Source organism: Salegentibacter sp. UBA1130, from assembly GCF_002311535.1.
GTDB classification, from domain to species: Bacteria; Bacteroidota; Bacteroidia; order Flavobacteriales; family Flavobacteriaceae; genus Salegentibacter; species Salegentibacter agarivorans.
Genome location: NZ_DCAP01000032.1, coordinates 52,017 through 71,515 on the forward strand (window position 1 = coordinate 52,017; position 19,499 = coordinate 71,515).

At 36.9% G+C, this 19,499-nt stretch carries 17 protein-coding genes; 5 read left to right on the plus strand and 12 right to left on the minus strand.

All coding sequences use genetic code 11. From position 1 onward, the window contains the following. Positions 1-45: 45 nt before the first annotated feature. From leuD to B4F31_RS13265, 3 genes are read right to left on the minus strand one after another with little or no spacing between them, the layout of a single operon-like run. On the minus strand, positions 46-660 hold the full coding sequence (gene leuD, locus B4F31_RS13255) for a 3-isopropylmalate dehydratase small subunit (protein WP_286761477.1): 615 nt from the start codon (positions 658-660) through the stop codon (positions 46-48). After that, positions 661-2,043 (minus strand): 3-isopropylmalate dehydratase large subunit, encoded by a 1,383-nt coding sequence (gene leuC, locus B4F31_RS13260; protein ID WP_286761478.1) that lies wholly within the window; start codon positions 2,041-2,043, stop codon positions 661-663. It abuts the gene before it with no gap. 45 nt (positions 2,044-2,088) lie between these two features. Further along, positions 2,089-3,261: a 2-isopropylmalate synthase gene (locus B4F31_RS13265; protein ID WP_075326437.1), complete on the minus strand. Its 1,173-nt coding sequence runs from the start codon at positions 3,259-3,261 to the stop codon at positions 2,089-2,091. 147 nt (positions 3,262-3,408) lie between these two features. Here B4F31_RS13265 and B4F31_RS13270 point away from each other — a divergent pair, with 147 nt between their 5' ends. Beyond that, positions 3,409-4,953, plus strand: a complete 1,545-nt coding sequence (locus tag B4F31_RS13270; protein WP_075326439.1) for a hypothetical protein — start codon at positions 3,409-3,411, stop codon at positions 4,951-4,953. Here the strand turns inward: B4F31_RS13270 and B4F31_RS13275 are convergent, their stop codons facing one another. Genes B4F31_RS13275 through B4F31_RS13290 form a run of 4 tightly spaced genes read right to left on the minus strand, consistent with a single transcriptional unit; the run spans position 4,954 to position 8,454 of the window. Beyond that, positions 4,954-5,676, minus strand: coding sequence for an energy transducer TonB (locus tag B4F31_RS13275; RefSeq protein ID WP_075326441.1), 723 nt, complete (start codon positions 5,674-5,676; stop codon positions 4,954-4,956). Between the two features lie 18 nt (positions 5,677-5,694). After that, entirely contained in the window at positions 5,695-6,393 is a 699-nt protein-coding gene (locus tag B4F31_RS13280) for an RluA family pseudouridine synthase (protein ID WP_286761479.1), read from the minus strand. A 51-nt stretch (positions 6,394-6,444) separates the two neighbouring features. After that, a complete protein-coding gene (gene panB, locus B4F31_RS13285) occupies positions 6,445-7,263 on the minus strand; it encodes a 3-methyl-2-oxobutanoate hydroxymethyltransferase (RefSeq protein ID WP_075326445.1) in 819 nt (272 codons plus the stop codon). A gap of 60 nt (positions 7,264-7,323) precedes the next feature. Then, entirely contained in the window at positions 7,324-8,454 is a 1,131-nt protein-coding gene (locus B4F31_RS13290) for a glycoside hydrolase family 18 protein (protein WP_093302187.1), read from the minus strand. Between the two features lie 62 nt (positions 8,455-8,516). Here B4F31_RS13290 and B4F31_RS13295 point away from each other — a divergent pair, with 62 nt between their 5' ends. Beyond that, complete coding sequence (locus B4F31_RS13295; protein WP_093302460.1) at positions 8,517-8,972, plus strand: DUF4440 domain-containing protein; 456 nt, start codon at positions 8,517-8,519, stop codon at positions 8,970-8,972. Here the strand turns inward: B4F31_RS13295 and B4F31_RS13300 are convergent, their stop codons facing one another. The 3 genes from B4F31_RS13300 to B4F31_RS13310 all read right to left on the minus strand — a co-directional run bounded on the left by B4F31_RS13300 (position 8,973) and on the right by B4F31_RS13310 (position 12,342). Beyond that, positions 8,973-10,004 carry a formylglycine-generating enzyme family protein gene (locus B4F31_RS13300; RefSeq protein WP_286761480.1) on the minus strand — a complete coding sequence of 344 codons (1,032 nt, stop codon included), beginning with the start codon at positions 10,002-10,004 and terminating at the stop codon, positions 8,973-8,975. A gap of 76 nt (positions 10,005-10,080) precedes the next feature. After that, positions 10,081-10,704 (minus strand): type II CAAX prenyl endopeptidase Rce1 family protein, encoded by a 624-nt coding sequence (locus B4F31_RS13305; RefSeq protein WP_286761481.1) that lies wholly within the window; start codon positions 10,702-10,704, stop codon positions 10,081-10,083. A gap of 204 nt (positions 10,705-10,908) precedes the next feature. Further along, a complete protein-coding gene (locus tag B4F31_RS13310; protein WP_286761482.1) occupies positions 10,909-12,342 on the minus strand; it encodes an L-serine ammonia-lyase in 1,434 nt (477 codons plus the stop codon). A 219-nt stretch (positions 12,343-12,561) separates the two neighbouring features. Here B4F31_RS13310 and dnaK point away from each other — a divergent pair, with 219 nt between their 5' ends. Further along, the gene (gene dnaK, locus B4F31_RS13315) at positions 12,562-14,490 is read left to right on the plus strand and encodes a molecular chaperone DnaK (protein WP_093302201.1); all 1,929 of its coding nucleotides are present in this window, start codon (positions 12,562-12,564) and stop codon (positions 14,488-14,490) included. A gap of 201 nt (positions 14,491-14,691) precedes the next feature. Then, positions 14,692-15,294: a hypothetical protein gene (locus tag B4F31_RS13320; protein ID WP_286761483.1), complete on the plus strand. Its 603-nt coding sequence runs from the start codon at positions 14,692-14,694 to the stop codon at positions 15,292-15,294. A gap of 40 nt (positions 15,295-15,334) precedes the next feature. Here B4F31_RS13320 and B4F31_RS13325 read toward each other — a convergent pair whose 3' ends face one another. Both B4F31_RS13325 and B4F31_RS13330 read right to left on the minus strand, forming a co-directional pair. Continuing rightward, positions 15,335-16,606, minus strand: a complete 1,272-nt coding sequence (locus tag B4F31_RS13325; RefSeq protein WP_286761484.1) for an NRAMP family divalent metal transporter — start codon at positions 16,604-16,606, stop codon at positions 15,335-15,337. A gap of 84 nt (positions 16,607-16,690) precedes the next feature. Further along, on the minus strand, positions 16,691-17,326 hold the full coding sequence (locus tag B4F31_RS13330) for an alpha/beta hydrolase (protein ID WP_286761485.1): 636 nt from the start codon (positions 17,324-17,326) through the stop codon (positions 16,691-16,693). 188 nt (positions 17,327-17,514) lie between these two features. On the opposite strand from B4F31_RS13330, the gene B4F31_RS18170 reads away from it, so the two are divergent. Next, on the plus strand, positions 17,515-19,425 hold the full coding sequence (locus tag B4F31_RS18170) for a thrombospondin type 3 repeat-containing protein (RefSeq protein ID WP_414706139.1): 1,911 nt from the start codon (positions 17,515-17,517) through the stop codon (positions 19,423-19,425). Positions 19,426-19,499: the final 74 nt, after the last annotated feature.

The following is a 19,499-nucleotide window of genomic DNA, read 5'->3' on the forward strand; positions in this document are numbered from 1 at the left end:
AAGTTCAGGATGACCTTAATTCCAGATATCTACTCATATTCAAATCTACAAGGCTGTGGTCCCTTGTAATTTTTGTGTTCTTTTTTGTTCATATTCTTTTATTGCATCCAGTTTACTTACCAGAAAATCTATATCGTCAAACCCATTGATCATACAGGTTTTTTTATAAGGATCTATTTCAAAATTTTCTGAAATATCTTTCTTCGGAATTCTAATCCTTTGGGCTTCCAGGTCAACTATAATTTCTACGGAAGGATCTTTGGTGATTTCAGCAAAAAGTTGGTCCAAAAATTCCGGACTTACCTGAACCGGAAGCAATCCGTTATTAAGTGCATTTCCTTTAAAAATATCGGCAAAATAGCTGGAGACTACTACAATGAAGCCGTAAGCTTTAAGAGCCCAGGCGGCGTGTTCCCGGCTGGAACCGCACCCAAAATTATCCCCGGCGACTAAAATTGAACCTTTATATTCAGATTTATTTAAAGCAAATTCCGGATTAGGTTCATCATTTTTATCAAAACGCCAATCCCGAAAAAGATTTTCTCCAAACCCCGCTTTATCGGTTGCTTTCAGGAACCTTGCAGGAATAATCTGGTCGGTATCTACGTTTTCTACTTCTAAAGGAACCGCCGTATCTGTTAATGTGATAAACTTTTCCATTTAATTTAAGTGTTTTGTAAAGTCGGTTAATTTTCCTGAAACTGCAGTTGCAGCCGCAGTTAACGGACTTGCTAATATAGTTCTGGAACCCTGTCCCTGTCTTCCTTCAAAATTCCGGTTACTGGTAGATACACAGTATTCGCCTGCGGGAATTTTATCATCATTCATTGCTAAACAAGCCGAACATCCCGGTTGTCGTAATTTGAAACCTGCATTTTCAAATACTTCTCGTAAACCTTCCGCTTCAATTTGAGCTGCTACCTGTCGTGAACCCGGTACAATTAAAGCGTTTACATTTCCAGCTTTTTGTTTACCTTTTATATACGCTGCTGCCTGTCTAAAATCTTCAATTCTAGAGTTAGTACAGCTACCAATAAAAATCCAATTTATAGGTTTATCTAATAAAGATTCTCCAGGTTTAAAGCCCATATAGGCCAAAGCTTTAGCATCGCTTTTTCCACCTTCCATCGGGATTGCACCTGTGATTTTTATGCCCATCCCTGGATTTGTACCGTAGGTGATCATCGGTTCAATATCTTCTGCATCAAATGAATATTCCTGGTCAAACTCAGCGTCTTCATCAGTTTTTAAAGTTTCCCAATAAGCTTGGGCAGCTTGAAAATCTTCACCTTCCGGTGCAAATTCTTTTCCTTTTACATATTCAAATGTAGTTTCATCCGGAGCTATTAATCCTCCTCGTGCTCCCATTTCAATACTCATATTACAAACCGTCATTCGGCCTTCCATAGACATTTCTTCGAATACATTTCCGGCATATTCACAAAAATATCCTGTACCAGAATTTGTCCCAAGTTTGCTTATTATATAAAGGATCACATCTTTAGGTAAAACCCCTTTTTTGAGTTTTCCGTTTACATTTACACGTAATTTCTTAGGTTTTTGAACCAAAACACACTGGCTGGCAAAAACCTGGGAAACCTGGCTGGTTCCAATTCCAAAGGCAATAGTACCAAATGCGCCGTGGGTAGAGGTATGGCTGTCTCCACAAACCATCGTCATTCCCGGTTGGGTAATCCCAAGTTCAGGAGCCATTACGTGAACAATTCCGTTGTAAGGATGGCCAAGCCCATAAAGCGTAATATTATTTTCTTCGCAATTTTGGGTTAATTCTTTAAGTTGTTTTCTAGACAATAAGTCTTTAACCGGTAAATGCTGATTTTGAGTCGGGGTATTATGATCTGCCGTCGCAACAATTTGATCTGGACGAAATACCGAAATATCTCTTTCTTTCAGCTCGTTAAAAGCCTGTGGACTTGTAACTTCGTGTATTAAATGTTTATCGATATACAAAATATCGGGACCATCGGGTATAGATTCTACCACGTGTGCATCCCAAATTTTATCGAATAAAGTTTTCTTCATTTTTATAAATTCAATCCTTGTTGTATTAAACTTTTTGTTGGATTATTAAGCTATTGCTCTTATTTTTCTTTCTGAAATTTCCATAATTTCGTGAATATCATGGTCTTCCACGCATCTTCTGGCATCAGCATAATTCAGGAATTCTGCATAAACCTCATCTAACTGAAGCTTGGTTAAATTGTAGCCCATTTTCTTGGCTTTGTAAGCTAAAGCTGCTCTTCCGCTTCTGGCGGTAAGAACAATTGCAGATTCAGTAACTCCAACTTCTGCAGGATCTATAATTTCGTAAGTTTCACGGTTTTTAATTACCCCGTCCTGGTGAATTCCAGAGCTATGTGCAAAGGCATTTGCACCTACAATCGCTTTGTTTGGCTGTACAAACATTCCCATTTCACGGGAAACCATACAACTAGTATCAAAAAGGAATTTGGGGTCTATATTTGTATTTAAATTTAAAGTTGGGTGTTGTCTTAAGATCATGACGACCTCTTCTAAAGCGGTATTCCCCGCACGCTCACCAATCCCGTTAATAGTGCACTCTATTTGGCGTGCTCCATTTTGCACACCTGCAATAGCATTTGCCGTAGCAAGGCCTAAATCGTTGTGGCAATGGCAGGAAATTCTAACTTTATCGATGTCCTTTACATTGTCTTTTAAATATTTTATTTTTCTTCCGTATTCATCAGGAAGGCAATATCCGGTAGTATCAGGGATATTAAGAACAGTTGCTCCGGCTTTGATCATTTCGGTACAAACGCGGGCAAGAAATTCATTATCTGTTCTTCCGGCATCTTCAGCATAAAATTCAACATCGTCTACAAAATTCTTTGCGTGTTTAACCGCGGCTACACCACGCACAATAATTTCTTCTCTGGTAGAGTTGAATTTATATTTAATATGTGAATCTGATGTTCCAATACCGGTATGAATACGCGGTTTTTTAGCATATTTTAAAGCTTCAGCAGCAACTTCGATATCTTTTTTAACAGCACGGGTGAGTCCACAAACGGCGGCATTCTTTGCCAGCTTAGAGATTTCGTAAACCGATTGAAAATCGCCGGGACTCGAAACAGGAAAACCTGCTTCAATAACATCTACTCCCAGCTCATCAAGGCGCGCAGCAATTTTAAGTTTTTGGGCCGTATTTAATTTACAACCTGGAACTTGCTCTCCGTCTCGTAACGTCGTGTCAAAAATTTCTACCTTTTCTGTGCTCATAAGAGATTTTTTTTACTTTATCTTTAACTAAAGTATTGTTAATCTATACACTCAAGACCTTTGCCTATAAGGTCATTACGATAATTAAACTAAAAAATATAATGTAATACTACTGTAAATCAGTTTATTACGAACTATTCTGTTACAATGACTAATGATTTAACTGATAACTTATTTTCTTTGATTAAGTCGCTTTCACCTTCAGAAAAGCGTCAATTTTCATTGTATGTTGGAAGAATTGGTGTGAATACCGATAGTAAATTTTTAAATTTATTTAAGGTGATGACCAAAATGAAAAAATACAATGAGAAAGAAATTCTTCTAAAAACTAAAATAAGTAAGCAACAATTATCTAATGTAAAAGCACATTTATATAAACAAATCCTTATTAGTCTTAGACTGAATCCTGCTCATCAAAGCATACCGGTGCAAATTAGGGAACAGTTTGATTTTGCTTATATCCTTTATAGAAAAGGTCTTTACAAACAAAGTTTGAAATTGCTCGATAAAATTAAAGGCCAGGCGCTGGAATATGAAGAGAAAAATCTGGCTTATGAAATTCTGGAGCTGGAGAAAATAATAGAATCGCAATATATTACCCGAAGTATAGAAAACCGTGCCGAAAGCCTTATTCAGCAAACCAGGGATTTGAGTGATCTGAATTTAATTTCCAGTAAACTTTCAAATTTGTCATTACAGTTATATGCTATTTTTCTAAAAATGGGATATGCCAGAACCCAAGAAGAGGCTGAAAGTATTAGAAATTATTTTTATCAAAATCTTCCTGAATATCAAATCAAGAATATAGGTTTCAGGGAAAAATTGTGGCTATATAAAGCTCATTTATGGTTTAGTTTTATCACCCAGGATTTTCTGGCTTGCTACCGCTATTCTATGAAATGGATAGATCTTTTTAACGAACACAAACATTTGGTGCCTATTCACCCGGTTTCCTATTTAAAAGGGAATCACTATTTATTGGAATCGTTATTTTACCTGAATCACACCAATTTATTCGAGAAAACCCTTAGGAATCTTGAAGGGATGCTGAAAGATGCCAAAATCCCTGACGATGATAATATAAAAGCCCTGGCTTTTCTTTATCTATACTCCAATAAGCTGAATTTACGTTTTATGCAGGGGAACTTTGCGAATGGCGATGAATTGGTAGAGAAAATCCAGAAACGAATTAAAAAATATAAGGACCGAATTGATGAGCATCACATTATGGTGTTCTACTATAAGATTGCCTGTCTATATTTTGGAGATGGAAACAATAAAAAATGTATAGAATTTCTTAATAAGATTATTAATAATAAATCGCTTGAAATGCGGGAAGACCTTATGTGTTTTGCCCGTATCTTGAGTTTGGTGGCTCATTACGAAGCCGGGCTGGACTATCACTTAGATCGCCTTGTAAAATCTACCTATAAATTTTTAATTAAAATGAACGATTTGCACGAGGTGCAGAAAGAAATGATACGTTTTCTTAGAAATTTACCAGAAGTTTCTCCGCTTGAAATTAAAGATGAATTTAGGAAACTGCATACCAAATTAAAAGATTTTGAAGATCATCCCTATGAGCGTAGGGCATTTTTATACCTGGATATCCTTTCCTGGCTCGAGAGTAAAATAGAAAACAGACCGGTGGCTGATGTTATTGCTGAAAAAGTAGCTTTGGTAAGCAGATAGTTATTTCTGAAATACGAGAGGAAGACTATAACTTACATTTACCACCTCTCCAAATTGCTTCCCTGGTTTCCATTTTGGCATTTCTTTTACAACTCTATAAGCTTCCACCATATATTCAGCGGGGGCTTCTTCAACTATTTTAATGTCAGTCGTATTTCCTTCGCAATTAATAGTAAATCTTATTACTACTCGCTGCATAGAATTATGATAAGTAGGTATTTTAATATTTTCTATTAGATACTTTTGTAGAGCTTTTTGTCCTCCAGGAAATTCAGGTGGAATCTCAAAGTGGAAATATTCAATTTCTTCACCAGCCTTATTCCAAACCGTACCTTTTTTTAGTTTATTTCGTTTGAAATAATCATGTCTCCTTTTGATCCCATTTTTCCAGTAGGCAACTAATTCTCCGTGCATTTTTCCGTTCTTAAATTCTATCGAATGAAACAATTCTCCAGATTCATAATAATGTTTATGTAATCCTTCATAGATTTTCTTTTCATCTTTTAGATCATAAGATTGCTCAGCTTTTTTTGCTCCATCCACGAAATAGGTGGTTCTTAAAAATTCATAGTCTTTGTCTGGAGTAGGAGTAACAATTTTAAAATATTTAGCATTTTCTTTCTTATCCAATTCCTGGTAATTATTATCCATATAGATAGTATCCTGGGCAAATACGGAAAATGAAATTACAGTAAGAATTAAGCTGAGGAAAAGGTTTTTCATAAGTATTTTAGGCGGGTTTTAATTTAAACAATTATTCCAAAGTACTTCATCGGGAGGAGGAGCAGTAATGTGTATTTCTTCTTTCTTTACGGGATGAATAAATTTTAGCTCCCTTGCGTGTAGATGAATACTGGCATCTTTATTACTTCGGTCAAAACCGTATTTTAGATCGCCTTTAATGGGGCAGCCAATTGCCGAAAGTTGACTTCTAATTTGGTGATGCCGCCCGGTATGCAAATCTACTTCCAACAGAAAATAGTTGTCTAGTTTTTTTAAAAGGCGATATTCCAGAATAGCTTTTTTGCTTTCGGGAACTTCTTTAATATGCGCGTAAGATTTGTTTTGTTTTGGGTTTCTCTTTAAAAAATGGACTAAAGTATCTGAATCTTTCGGGGGAACATTTTTCACAATTGCCCAGTAAGTTTTCTTCGCTTCTTTTTGCTGAAAAAGCTTGTTAAGTCTTGGTAGGGCTTTAGATGTTTTTGAGAAAAGAACAATTCCGCTGGTTGGTCTGTCTAAACGGTGAACTACGCCTAAATAAACATTTCCGGGTTTATTATATTTTTCCTTTATATAAGATTTTACAACCTCGCTTAGCGGTTTATCGCCAGTTTTATCGCCCTGCACAATATCACCGGGACGTTTATTAACCACAATAATGTGATTGTCTTCATAAAGAACCTGGAGGTTATTTTTATCTGAAATTACTTTTTCCAAAGAGAAGATTTTAGTTATACTGCCGGCTTTAACAATTCACTGTTTACCAAACTAGTACTGTTCATCATCAGATGGGAAACTTTTGCTTTTTACATCGTCCCGATAATTTTCAAAAGCTTTGGTCATTTCTGTATGAAGATCAGCATATCTTCTTAAAAATCTGGGGTTGAATTCGTGGGTCATCCCTAACATATCATGAATTACCAACACCTGGCCATCTACACCGTTTCCGGCACCAATTCCTATTACAGGAATACTTATACTTTCGGCAACTTCTTTAGCTAGCTTAGCCGGAACTTTTTCTAAAACTATGGCAAAACAACCCAGGCGTTCCAATAAGATCGCATCCGATTTTAATTTTTCGGCTTCAGCTTCCTCTTTAGCTCTAACGGTATAAGTCCCGAATTTATAGATAGACTGCGGGGTTAAGCCTAAATGTCCCATTACGGGAATTCCTGCGTGCAATATACGTTTAAGTGATTCTTTAATTTCTTTTCCGCCTTCAAGTTTTACAGCGTGACCGCCACTTTCTTTCATAATTCTAATGGCAGAGCGCAAAGCTTCTTTTGGATCACTCTGGTAACTTCCAAAGGGAAGATCTACAACAACAAGGGCACGATTTATAGCTCTTACCACGCTGGTTGCGTGATAAATCATTTGATCTAAAGTAATAGGAAGTGTGGTTTCGTGTCCTGCCATCACATTACTGGCAGAATCTCCCACAAGAATTACATCTATTCCAGCACCATCTACAATTTTCGCCATAGAGTAATCGTAAGAAGTTAGCATCGCAATCTTCTCACCATTTTTTTTCATATCTACGAGAGACTTGGTAGTGACTCTTTTATATTCTTTCTTAGCTACAGACATATTTTCAATTTTGGATGGTAAAAGTACAAAAACACGCGGTTTTAAGGTAAGAAGCTGGTTTTAATGTTTTTTAAGCTCAGCATAAAGCGTTTTTAATAATTCACCATCGTCTCCGTGATATTGCCAAAACATCGCACCACCCAAATTATTATCTAAAATATAACAGGCTTTTTCTTTTATTGATTGGGGGTCATCATAAGTGATAAATGTTCCTGTAGCTTCGCGCCAAAGAAAAGGTGCTTTGGCTTCTTTATCCCAATGGCGTTTATATTTACCAGTTTCTATACTATCTTTTAAATCTCTATAATTGATGCTGAAAGCATTCCCAAGAGCTTTTTGATGTAACCCGAAGTTTTTATTTTCTGTCTCGTGCCATCCACGGCCATAGAAAGCCATACCCACAACAATTTTTTCTGAAGGAGCGCCAGCCGCCAAATGTTCCTTCACTGCTGTTTGAGTACTCTGTTTGTAATCCTTAGGATCTGTTTCTGAAACATATAAGTTTGTATGGTGTGATGTAGAATCGTTCCACCCACCCTGGTAATCGTAACTCATAATATTTATAAAATCCAGGTAAGGATGAATTTTATCCAATTCTACATTATCTAAATATTCCTGAGTAGCAGCCGTTGCTATGGTTAGTAAGTAATTTCTCTGGTCTATTTTGCCTAGGGAATCTAATTTCTTCCTAAAAAGTTTTAAAATAGAGGTGAAGTTTTGTTTGTCCTCAGGCATATGAGGGTTTCCCGCTCCTGGCAACCCGGGATATTCCCAGTCTAAATCTATTCCATCTATCTTGTGATTTTTAAGAAATGAAATACCATTATTTGCAAATTGTTCTCTGGCAGCTTTGGTTGCAACTGCTTCAGAGAAACCTCCAGACCAGGTCCAGCCTCCAACGGAAATCAATATTTTTAGTTCGGGATTGTTCTTTTTTAAAGTGTTTATTTTCTTTAGGCGGTCTTTGTCTTTAGGATTTCCTGCTACGATTTTTCCATCTTTAATATTAGCAAATGCGTAATTAATGTGGGTGAGTTTTTCAGCAGAAATTTCATCAAATTTATCATTAATATTCTCACTAATAATGTAGGCTACAATCTTTTTTTCCTGTTTTCCCTGGGCCTTCATGTGAAGATTATTAAAGAAAAAACAAAGACTTAGACACCAGAAAATAATCGTAATTCTTTTCATAATTGATGGATTAGCGTAAAAACTTTAAAATACTAAATTAGCGTTTAAATAAAATGAATTCTATGAAGAAGTTATTATTAATTAGTTTTTTGCTTTTGTGCCAAATTGGGTGGAGCCAAAATGGCGAAAAAGAAAATCTTCAGACTTTAATTGAGAATTTCTTTGAAGCCTTTCACGCTCAGGATTCTGTGAGGTTAAAAAGTTTTGCACATCCCGATATTAAAATGCAATCTGTAGCTATAGATAATGAAGGGAATACAGTTTTATCTACTTCAGAATATTCACATTTTTTAAGGTCGATAGCTTCAATTCCTGCTTCGACTAAATTTGAAGAAAAATTACACGATTTTGATATTAAAGTTAATGGAATGATCGCCAATGTAAGCACTCCTTATTCTTTTTATGTAAATGATGAATTAAGTCATTGCGGGGTAAATACTTTCCAGCTCATGAAATCATGGGGCGAATGGAAAATTATCTATTTGGTAGATACACGTAGTAAAAAAGGCTGTAAGTAACTATTCAGCATCCTTGACACACCTAAAACCTAAATGTTCCAATCCGCTCTCGGGAGTAGAGCTCATTCTTGCCGCATTCCGGTAACCGGTGCAATAAGATTCGCTGCATAAAAATGAACCTCCCCGAATAACTTTTTGTTGTTGGGGATTAAAATATTCTTTAAAGTAACCATCTATGCGCTGTTCTAATTTTGAATACGCATTTGGATAATAGGTATCCAAAACCCATTCCCAGGCATTTCCAGAAATTTCGTAGAGCCCGAAAGAATTGGGAGGAAAACTTTTTACCGGGGCGGTTTTTTCAAAACTGTCTTTTATCTCGTTAGATACCGGAAAATCTCCCTGGTGGAAATTCACGAATGCGGTTGCTTTCTCAAAATCGTTTCCCCAATGGTAAATTTGATTTTCTTTTCCACCTCTGGCCAGGTATTCAAATTCTGCTTCGGTAGGTAAACGTTTTCCGGCCCATTTTGCATAAGCCATAGCATCATACCAGGAAACCTGTACTACGGGATGATTTTCTTTATCTTCAATAGAACTTTCTGGACCTTGCGGATGTTTCCAGTTGGCACCTTCTTTAAACTTCCACCAGGCCTGCGGATTTTCGGCATCAAAAACCATCGCACCGGGAGGAAAAGTTTTACCGTTAATTTCAAAACTACGTTCGGCGGTAGTAACGTAACCGGTTTCTTCTACGAATGCTCCGAATTCAGCATTAGTAACCTCAGTTTCATCTACCCAAATTGTTTCAATTTTTTCTTTATGCTGCGGAAACTCATCTCGCCTGGCTTGTTGGGAATTTCCACCCATCATATATTCCCCTCCTTCAATCTTTAGCATTCCGGAGGTTGAAACCGAATCGCGTTCTTTTATTTCGGCAATTTCTTCAAGATATTTTTCGTGGTAGGATTTTTCGGTTTTCTGAATATTTTCTTTAGAAGCTTCAGCAGGTTCATTTTCTTCATTTTTACAACTAAGAAATGAACAGAAAAGACAGAGGAGAACGAAGTATTTTATAAAGAATAAACGCATTAATTGATTTTCGGCTAAAGATAAACAAGTGTGGTAAATACTTAAAATTAATTGAAGCTGCTAAGGCTGGTTTTATTTATTGTAAAAGCTTTGGAAGCAAAAAGAATACTACAATTCCGTTGTTCATGGCGTGCATCGTAATGGGCCAGATAAGGTTTCCGTTTTCAACTTTTATTTTTCCGAAGAAATACCCGGCTATAATTCGTGGGAAAATTAACAGGAATAAAATCAGATCAAATTGCCAGCCTTCAACGTAATTCCAGATATGAACCAGACCGAAAAGAGCAGCGGTAAGTAGCCATATTAATCTATAATTTCGGTATAGAATTATACGAAATATTCTAAGGAATCTTGAAGGTTTTAGAGATTGTAAGAACAGAAAAATGATAATAGCCGATAATATTACCAGCCCATATTTAAGTAAAGAATGTGCTTCCTGCGGAATAAAACCCAGGCCTATAAATGCAAGTACTGCACAAATAAAAATATGAATTTCGGTAAAAGATGGCTTAATGAGGGTTCTAAACATACTTTCTTCCAAAAGTGGCGCTATAATAACTGCCATAAGAATAAATGCCAGCGGACTCTCATCCATTAAATTGAATAACTCAGTTTGCTGGTATTTCTCGAGGTCTAATTCTGGTAAAAATGTATTTAAAAATCCCAATAAAAAGAAAAACAGAAAATAAGTCCCAATCATGAACCAGTAATTGCGAAAGAGGTTGCTGACTTTTGGTGGGATTTTAAGGAACTGCAAAGATTTAGATTTGATTATTGCTGCAATTTAATACTGTAAGATATTTTAAATAACTAATTCACGAATTATTCTAATGAGTTTTTTAAATAATTCAAAATTCAGAATAGCAAAACTCAGAACTGATAACCCACAACAGAGAACGGATAATTAACAATCACTCAAATTCACCTTAACTGCAAGCCCGCCTTCAGATGTTTCTTTGTATTTAGAATTCATATCTTTTGCAGTGTCCCACATTGTTTCAATTACTTTATCCAATGGAACTTTTGCTTTGGTAGCATCGCTTTCCAGGGCTATTTCAGCGGCATTGATGGCTTTTATGGCACCCATTGCGTTTCTTTCAATACAAGGCACCTGTACCAAACCTGCAATAGGATCGCAAGTCAATCCAAGATGATGCTCCATAGCGATTTCTGCGGCCATTAATACCTGTTCAGGCGTTCCGCCAAGTAATTCTGTTAATCCGCCGGCAGCCATTGCCGAGGATACACCAATTTCTGCCTGGCACCCGCCCATAGCTGCAGAAATCGTGGCTCCTTTTTTAAAGAGACTGCCAATTTCACCGGCAACCAGCATAAAGCGTTTCATATCTTCAAAAGTTGCTTCGTGGTTTTCTATCACCATATAATACATCATTACAGAAGGTACGGTGCCGGCACTGCCATTAGTTGGCGCGGTGACTACACGACCCAAAGATGCATTTACTTCATTTACGCTAATAGCAAAACAACTCACCCATTTAAGGATTTGCCTGAATTTCACCTCAGTTCTTCTAATAGCGGTTATCCAATCTTCGGGCGAATCATATTTTTCTTCGCCAATAAGACGCTGGTGCATTTCAAAAGAGCGGCGTTTTACGTTGAGTCCGCCGGGAAGTGTTCCTTCGGTATGGCAGCCAATAAACATAGATTCCAGCATCACATCCCAAATTTGTTTTAAGCCGGCATTTATTTCTTCTTCAGTTCTAAGAGATTTTTCATTTTCCAGAACTATTTCAGAAATAGGTTTGTTTTCAGCTTTGCAGTAGGCTAGGAGTTCTGTAGCTTTTTCAATAGGAAAAGGAAATTCTAAAAAGCTTTTCATCTTATCACTAGCGTTTTTACGCTCTTTCTTTACAACAAAACCGCCACCGATAGAATAAAAAGAAGAGGAAGTTTTTTTACCGTTTTTCAGTTTAGCCCGAAATGTCATTCCGTTGGGATGAAACTCAAGGAATTTCTTGTTAAACTTTACATCGTCAACAATGCTAAAATCGATCTCTTTTTCGCCGTTAAATTGAAGTTTTTTTGTTTCCCTAATCTTTTGAATTTCAAGATCAATTATAGAAATATCCATAGTTACAGGATCGTGGCCACAAAGTCCTAAAACAGTGGCAATATCTGTAGCGTGACCTATTCCGGTAAGGGAAAGAGAGCCATAGAGATCTATATGTATATGTTCTACGTCATTAAAAGTGCCTTTTTGCTTTAATTCTGCAATCCAGCGTTGTGATGCCCGCCAGGGACCTAAAGTATGAGAACTGGAAGGGCCTACGCCCACCTTCAACATATCAAAAACACTAATACATTCAATTTTTCGCATTGTATAACTCCTATTTTACTGCAAAAATAAGGATTTGTTAGTATGAAGTAGAATGAATTGAAGAAATATTAAAACGATTTCGTAATCTTGGAAGCGCAGATTTGCCAAGTACTTTTAGAAAAAAATGACAACCTGTCATAAGTTTTCTGCTGGCATAATGATTGACTTTAACACCTCGAAGAATTGAAATCAATAATATAAAATTCAACCTATAAAGTTATGAGTAAAATAATTGGAATTGACTTAGGTACTACCAACTCTTGCGTTGCCGTAATGGAAGGTAACGAGCCTACGGTAATACCTAATGCCGAAGGAAAAAGAACTACACCTTCTGTAATCGCATTTGTAGAAGGTGGCGAAATAAAAGTTGGTGACCCGGCTAAGCGTCAGGCAGTAACTAACCCAGAAAAAACTATTTCGTCTATTAAACGTTTTATGGGGAACAAATATTCTGAATCTTCTAGAGAAGCAGGCAGAGTTCCTTATAAAGTAGTAAAAGGTGATAATGATACTCCACGTGTAGATGTGGATGGAAGAAAATATACTCCCCAGGAACTTTCTGCAATGGTACTTCAAAAAATGAAGAAAACCGCAGAAGATTATCTTGGACAGGATGTAACAGAAGCGGTAATTACCGTACCTGCATACTTTAACGATTCTCAGCGTCAGGCTACAAAAGAAGCTGGTGAGATCGCAGGATTGAAAGTAAGTCGTATTATAAACGAGCCTACTGCAGCAGCATTGGCTTACGGACTTGATAAAAAATCTCAGGATCAAAAAATCGCTGTTTATGACCTTGGTGGTGGTACATTTGATATCTCTATCCTTGAATTAGGTGATGGTGTATTTGAAGTATTGTCTACAAATGGTGATACGCACTTAGGTGGTGACGATTTTGATGAAGTTCTAATCGATTATCTTGCAGATACTTTCCAAAAGGCTGAAGATATTGATCTAAGAAAAGACCCAATGGCACTTCAGCGTTTAAAAGAAGCTGCTGAAAAAGCTAAAATTGAGTTGTCTTCTTCAAGTCAAACTGAGATCAATTTACCATATGTAACGGCAACTTCAAGTGGACCAAAACACCTTGTAGAGACTATTAGCCGTTCTAAATTTGAGCAGTTAGCTTCAGAATTGGTAACCCGTTCTATGGAGCCTGTTAAAAAAGCACTTAGCGATGCAGGTCTTTCAAAAAGTGATATCGACGAGGTAATTCTTGTTGGTGGTTCTACCCGTATTCCTAAAATTCAGGAAGAAGTAGAAGCATTCTTTGGTAAGAAACCTTCTAAAGGTGTAAACCCAGATGAGGTTGTTGCAATTGGTGCAGCTATCCAGGGTGGTGTATTAACCGGAGATGTAAAAGATGTATTGTTACTTGATGTTACTCCACTTTCTTTAGGTATTGAAACTATGGGAGGAGTTAACACTAAGTTAATTGAATCTAACACTACGATTCCAACCAAGAAATCACAAACATTCTCTACCGCGGCCGATAATCAGCCTTCAGTGGAAATTCACGTATTGCAGGGTGAGCGTCCAATGGCGGCAGATAATAAGACAATTGGTAGATTCCACTTAGACGGAATTCCACCAGCGCCAAGAGGAACTCCTCAAATTGAAGTGACTTTTGATATTGATGCCAATGGTATCATTAAAGTAAGCGCTACCGATAAAGCAACCGGAAAATCTCAGGATATTCGTATCGAGGCTTCTTCAGGATTAACAGAAGAAGAAATCGAGAAAATGAAGAAAGAAGCTGAAGCAAATGCTGATGCCGATAAGCAAGCTAAAGAAAAAGTAGATAAGCTGAACGAAGCTGATGCTATGATCTTCCAAACTGAAAAGCAGTTGAAAGAATTTGGCGATAAGATTTCTGAAGATAAGAAAAAGCCGGTAGAAGAAGCTTTAGAGGAATTAAAGAAAGCTTATGAAACTAAAGAGCTTGATCAAATAACTCCTGCTTTAGACAAATTGAATGAAGCCTGGAAAACAGCTTCTGAAGAAATGTATAAAGCACAAGCTGAAGCTCAAGGCGGACAAGGTGGACCACAACAAGGTGCTACCGGAGCCGAAGGCGGACAGCAAGCTGGAGGAGACTCTAAAAGCGGAGACGACGTAGAAGATGTAGATTTTGAGGAGGTGAAGTAAGCAGAGAGCCATTTTTCATAGCGCTTTGCGCTAAACAAAAATGTTCGAATCGCTTATCCCAAACTCGCTTCGGGATCTTAAAACCTCAAACTCACATCTGAGCAATATAAAAAGCGCAATCATTAATTTGATTGCGCTTTTATCGTTTTTACACGCAACCATTTTGTGATTTTTACATCTACTATATAAACACCCACAATTATGAAAAAATTTATACTACTTGCATTATTAACTTCAGCAACTATTTTTCTGACATGCAGCCCTGACAATACTGATGACCAACAAGAAAATTTTACTACTGATTCTGTTAACCTTAATATAGGTTTAGAGGAAAATTGTGCAGTAACTGAAACTTACTGTGCCATGAGTGATACATGCGGGGAAGAGTTTTTAAACTTAATTGATTTCCAGTATACCGATTCCGAATTAGAATTTACTATGTACTTCAATTCCCAAATTGAAAATAACTTTAGCCTTGAAACCTTAAGAAACAATTTCGAAAATTTGAATTTTGTTATAAGATTTCCTGAACAAAAAACAGATAGTACGTCATATGCTTATGTTCACAAATTACCCATAAGAGAATTGAACACTCCGAGTGAAGAAGGCTTTACCCTAAGTTTTGATAATTATGAAGATGGGGCTATTACTGGCTCGCTAAAAGGTAATATATCAGAAATGACTAAAGTTAAACAATCAGATGATCCTAATTGTATAATGGATGATATCATGGGGGTTTGTACTGAAGAAATTAGCGTAGAAAAAGCAGTTGCTATAGATTTTAAATTTTGTTTAGACAGATAGTTAGTACTTATTATTTAATTACCTTGTTGCTTAAACGTCACTATCCTAAAAACGTAATATACAAATAGACAAAATTAAACACCACCAAAAGCCCAAAGCAAATCAAGCTGAAAACCCTATAATTTTTTCCCGGGCGGTGTTTTTTAGGCATTTGTTTTCCTGTTACCAGTTTATAATTAAACCAGGCCAGAAAAGGTGCTGATAGAAAAGAAAGTCCGGCAGCAAAATCTACTAAAATGGTAAATGACCCGGAGAGAAAATATAAAATAGAAAGTGAAAGAACCGGGATAATAAAAATGGAAATTCGGTAAATTTTCCATTTTTCTTTTTTGTCTTCCGGTTTATCCTTTTCAGGGTTTTTTAATTCAGAAATTACTCTCGGGTAAGCATCTGTAACTGTTAGAACGGTACTTAACATAGTAACAAAAGCTGCTACGGAGATCAAAGGCTTGCTCCATTCCCCAAGGGTTTTTCCGTAAAGTTCCACCAACTGGCTCGAAAATTCCACGCTGTTGCTGGAAAAAGAAGTCCCGCTGCCAAACATTACTAAAACGCCAAGTAGAAAAAATAATAAACCAATAAATGCCGCTGAAAGATAACCCACGTTAAAATCGACAAAAGCACCTTTCACTGAAATTTTCTGTTTGTTTTGAACTGCTTTTTCTTTGGTCCAGATGGAATGCCAAACCGAAGCATCTAAAGGAATAGGCATCCAGCCCATAAAAGCGATTATAAAACCTAAACTGGCGGTAGTCCAAAGCGAAGGCGATTCGGTAGTTACGGCATCATTCACAGTACCGGCACCAAAAGCCATAATTACGGCAACAAGTGTAGCCAACGTTAACAAAGTAACGATCACTTTCATGCTTTTATCCAGGCCGGGATATTTTCCTATTAAAAGTAAAGCGATACACGCAATAAGAATAATTCCACTCCAAAGAAAAGGCGACCAGCCAAAATTGAATAGTCGCTCGGCTAAACCTGCGGTAACAATAGTCACTGCGGCCTGTATAATAAACATACTTCCTATCGTAATCCATATATAAATCCAGTATGGGAATTTGCCCAGTTTTTTATATCCGGTAATTAGGTGATTTCCGGTACCGGCGGCAAACCTGGGACCAAATTCAAGAAAAGGATATTTTGAAATACAAGCCACGATCAAAACCCAAATGAGGATAAATCCATAATCGGCACCGGCTCTAGTAGCCTGCACTAAATGAGAAACTCCAATGGCTGCACCAGCCAGTAAAAATCCGGGGCCAATACTTTTTAAAATGGATTTTTTAGAAGAAGTAATATTTTGTTTCATTTAGAAATAATTAAATCGCTAAGTTCTCGACTGCGCTCGAAGTGACAGTTTCTGGCTAAAGAATTGAAAAGAATACCACCGAATTTAAGCAAATTCAGTAATAAGTTTGGTATTAACTTCGTGCCCGCCTTTATAGGTTTTTATTTCAAGATTACGAGGAAATATCTCTTTCAGGTGTTCTTCTTCTACTTTTACTATTCCGTTTTTGAGGTATTCATCTTCAGTTCCGTAGATAAAAGTGAAATTTGTTTTTTTAAGAAATTCAAAATCTTCGGCAGTTAATTCTGAAGGAACTTTTCCCGAATGCATAATTAATTCATGGCACTTAATTTTACGCCTGGCAATCCACCTTGTTGCTACTGAAACGCCCTGGGAATAGCCTAAAACTATTAATCTTGGTGCGTTTTTTAGATATTCAGCTTTATAAACTTCATCGAGATAATTGAGTACATTTTCAGTTTCTGCTTCAGTGTGTTCTTTAGTGAGCCAGGAGGCACCTACGTGTTTATACTCGTTGTTGAGGTAATATTTAGACTGGGCCTGTGGAGCGATCACATAATTTTCTGTTGCATTTAAATGATTAAAATGCCTTAAGAAATACCTGCTTAAATAACCAATTCCATGGCAAACCAACCAGACGGTTTTTGTCTTTTCAGTAAAATCATTTAAAACGCTGTAGGTATTGGTGATTTGGTAAAAAAGCTGCTTTTCGGTACTCATTATTTTATGTGATTTTTAATGGGAAACCCTCAGTGGAATAGCGAGATTTTCTCATTAAATTTGAAATATCTTCGAAGATAATATTCTTAACCCCCTGTGACCTTTTCTTATTGCAATACACCCTCATGTAATGCAATAAATTTCACCCCGGCAATTTGTATTCACAAAACTAATTAATACTAATTATTATGGAAATTTTTATAAGAAGATTATTCTTATCGTTCCTCCTATGCGTTATTTGTTTTTCGTGTAGTGAAGAGGAAGGTGTCCAGGAAGTTTCAGAAAAAGCTACGCTATCTTTTAGTCCTATTCTTAATGATCTGCTACGAAACCAGCAAAATAAACAGGAAGCTACCGAGCTTCCAGCGTGTTCTGATGATACCCCTTCCTATGTAGAAATTATTTTATTGCGAGGTGAAGAAGAAGTCGTAGGTACTTCTGGGGATCCTTTTGCAATTGATTTGGTTTCTGATGAAAATTATACTGAATATAGTCCTGAACTTGAACTTGAACCGGGAACGTATACTTTAGATCATTTTGCCGTGTATAATTCTGAAGGTGGTCTTATTTGGCTTGCACCAAAAGGAGGTGCAATTGGAGATTTATTACAGAACACTTTACCGTTAGACATTAATCTTCGTAGCGGAGTTAAAAAATATGTAGATGTAACGGTGGTTTGTTTTGATGATAGAATTGTGAATGAATATGGTTATTTATTTTTTGATCTTATTCCCACCGAAATATTTGAATTCTGTTTCTTCGCAAATTATTGTAATGAAGCCGGAAGACATTATACCGCGGCTTATAGCGTAGATATCTGGTTAGGAACAGACGATAGTGGAACTCCGCTTTATACCGATGTAGAAAATGCAAAATCTGCTGAAGGTGAAGATCCCTGGGCAGATCCATTATGTTTCGATTTACCTAATTTACAGGATTACGACGATGAAGAACCATATCTATATTATGAGGTTACCCTTAAGGGATGGCCAGATGTATATGGCGAAGTTTCAGAGATAATTATTGATGGTACGTTGAGTAGATCCAATATCCAGGCTAATTTTGACGGGGATGATAATGTAGAATACGAGCATTTATTTTTTGGTTGTGGAGATGATGACGAACCATTAGACTCAGATCAGGATGGAATTCCCAATAGTGAAGATAATTGTCCAAATGTACCAAACCCAGACCAGGCAGACGAAGATGAAAATGGTGTAGGTGATGCCTGTGAAAGTGGATCAGATGATGATGGCGATGGCATACCAAATGATATTGATGAATGTCCAGATACAGATCCCGGAGTAGAAGTAGATGAAGTTGGATGTGAAAGTATCCGGGTTCCCGGCAGAGATGTGGTTGTATTAAACGATATAAATATATTTGATAATACCGCTCTGGAAGATCCCGATAATGTGAGATTTGTTCAAAACCTCGTTAATTATACCACTACGGGAGTAAGGAACGGTGGAGATGTGGTTTGGATAGATCGCGGGCGCAATGCAAGATGCTACAGCAATGGTGAATGTACTGAAACCGGATGGGCTACCACGGAATCTGTTATAGAAGATGAAGGTTTTACCGTAGAGAGTATTTTTTCAACGGTAGGCTCTTTAACAAGCATTCCTTCAGATGTTAAAATAGTGATGCTGGTTATGCCAACATCGCAATATACGGTAGACGAAATCAATACTTTAAAGCAATTCGCGGCCGATGGTGGAAGAATAATTTTTGTTGGTGAGTATGATTCATTTTATGCAAATATTGAAGTTGAAAATCAATTCCTTGCAAATATGGGCGCCGTTTTATTCAATAGTGGAGGCCGAGTTGATTGTGATTATACCATATTACCTTCAGCATCCAATAGAGATCACCCTATTATGGCAGGTATAGAAGACCTAACCATTGCCTGCGCTTCTGTAATAGAACCTGGAGATGGAGACTTTGCTCTGTTCTATGACACTACAAATACTTTAGTTCTTGGGGGTGTAGCAAAAATTGATACAGCACCAATAACTGAACTTAAGCAGGCAGCAAGATCGAAACTTAGAGCAAAAACCACACGTATATCTAATCAATCTTCGTCTACAGGATATTAATAATTAAAATTTTAATTAAATAAAAGAGGCTGTCTGAAAAGGCAGCCTTTTTTGTTGTATTATTTTCTGGTTTT

Coding starts and splice junctions, on each gene's coding strand:
- leuD (WP_286761477.1), bottom strand. CDS start 660: ATGGAAAAGTTTATCACATTAACAGATACGGCGGTTCCTTTAGAAGTA.
- leuC (WP_286761478.1), bottom strand. CDS start 2,043: ATGAAGAAAACTTTATTCGATAAAATTTGGGATGCACACGTGGTAGAA.
- B4F31_RS13265 (WP_075326437.1), bottom strand. CDS start 3,261: ATGAGCACAGAAAAGGTAGAAATTTTTGACACGACGTTACGAGACGGA.
- B4F31_RS13270 (WP_075326439.1), top strand. CDS start 3,409: ATGACTAATGATTTAACTGATAACTTATTTTCTTTGATTAAGTCGCTT.
- B4F31_RS13275 (WP_075326441.1), bottom strand. CDS start 5,676: ATGAAAAACCTTTTCCTCAGCTTAATTCTTACTGTAATTTCATTTTCC.
- panB (WP_075326445.1), bottom strand. CDS start 7,263: ATGTCTGTAGCTAAGAAAGAATATAAAAGAGTCACTACCAAGTCTCTC.
- B4F31_RS13290 (WP_093302187.1), bottom strand. CDS start 8,454: ATGAAAAGAATTACGATTATTTTCTGGTGTCTAAGTCTTTGTTTTTTC.
- B4F31_RS13295 (WP_093302460.1), top strand. CDS start 8,517: ATGAAGAAGTTATTATTAATTAGTTTTTTGCTTTTGTGCCAAATTGGG.
- B4F31_RS13300 (WP_286761480.1), bottom strand. CDS start 10,004: ATGCGTTTATTCTTTATAAAATACTTCGTTCTCCTCTGTCTTTTCTGT.
- B4F31_RS13305 (WP_286761481.1), bottom strand. CDS start 10,704: ATGATTGGGACTTATTTTCTGTTTTTCTTTTTATTGGGATTTTTAAAT.
- B4F31_RS13310 (WP_286761482.1), bottom strand. CDS start 12,342: ATGCGAAAAATTGAATGTATTAGTGTTTTTGATATGTTGAAGGTGGGC.
- dnaK (WP_093302201.1), top strand. CDS start 12,562: ATGAGTAAAATAATTGGAATTGACTTAGGTACTACCAACTCTTGCGTT.
- B4F31_RS13320 (WP_286761483.1), top strand. CDS start 14,692: ATGAAAAAATTTATACTACTTGCATTATTAACTTCAGCAACTATTTTT.
- B4F31_RS13325 (WP_286761484.1), bottom strand. CDS start 16,606: ATGAAACAAAATATTACTTCTTCTAAAAAATCCATTTTAAAAAGTATT.
- B4F31_RS13330 (WP_286761485.1), bottom strand. CDS start 17,326: ATGAGTACCGAAAAGCAGCTTTTTTACCAAATCACCAATACCTACAGC.
- B4F31_RS18170 (WP_414706139.1), top strand. CDS start 17,515: ATGGAAATTTTTATAAGAAGATTATTCTTATCGTTCCTCCTATGCGTT.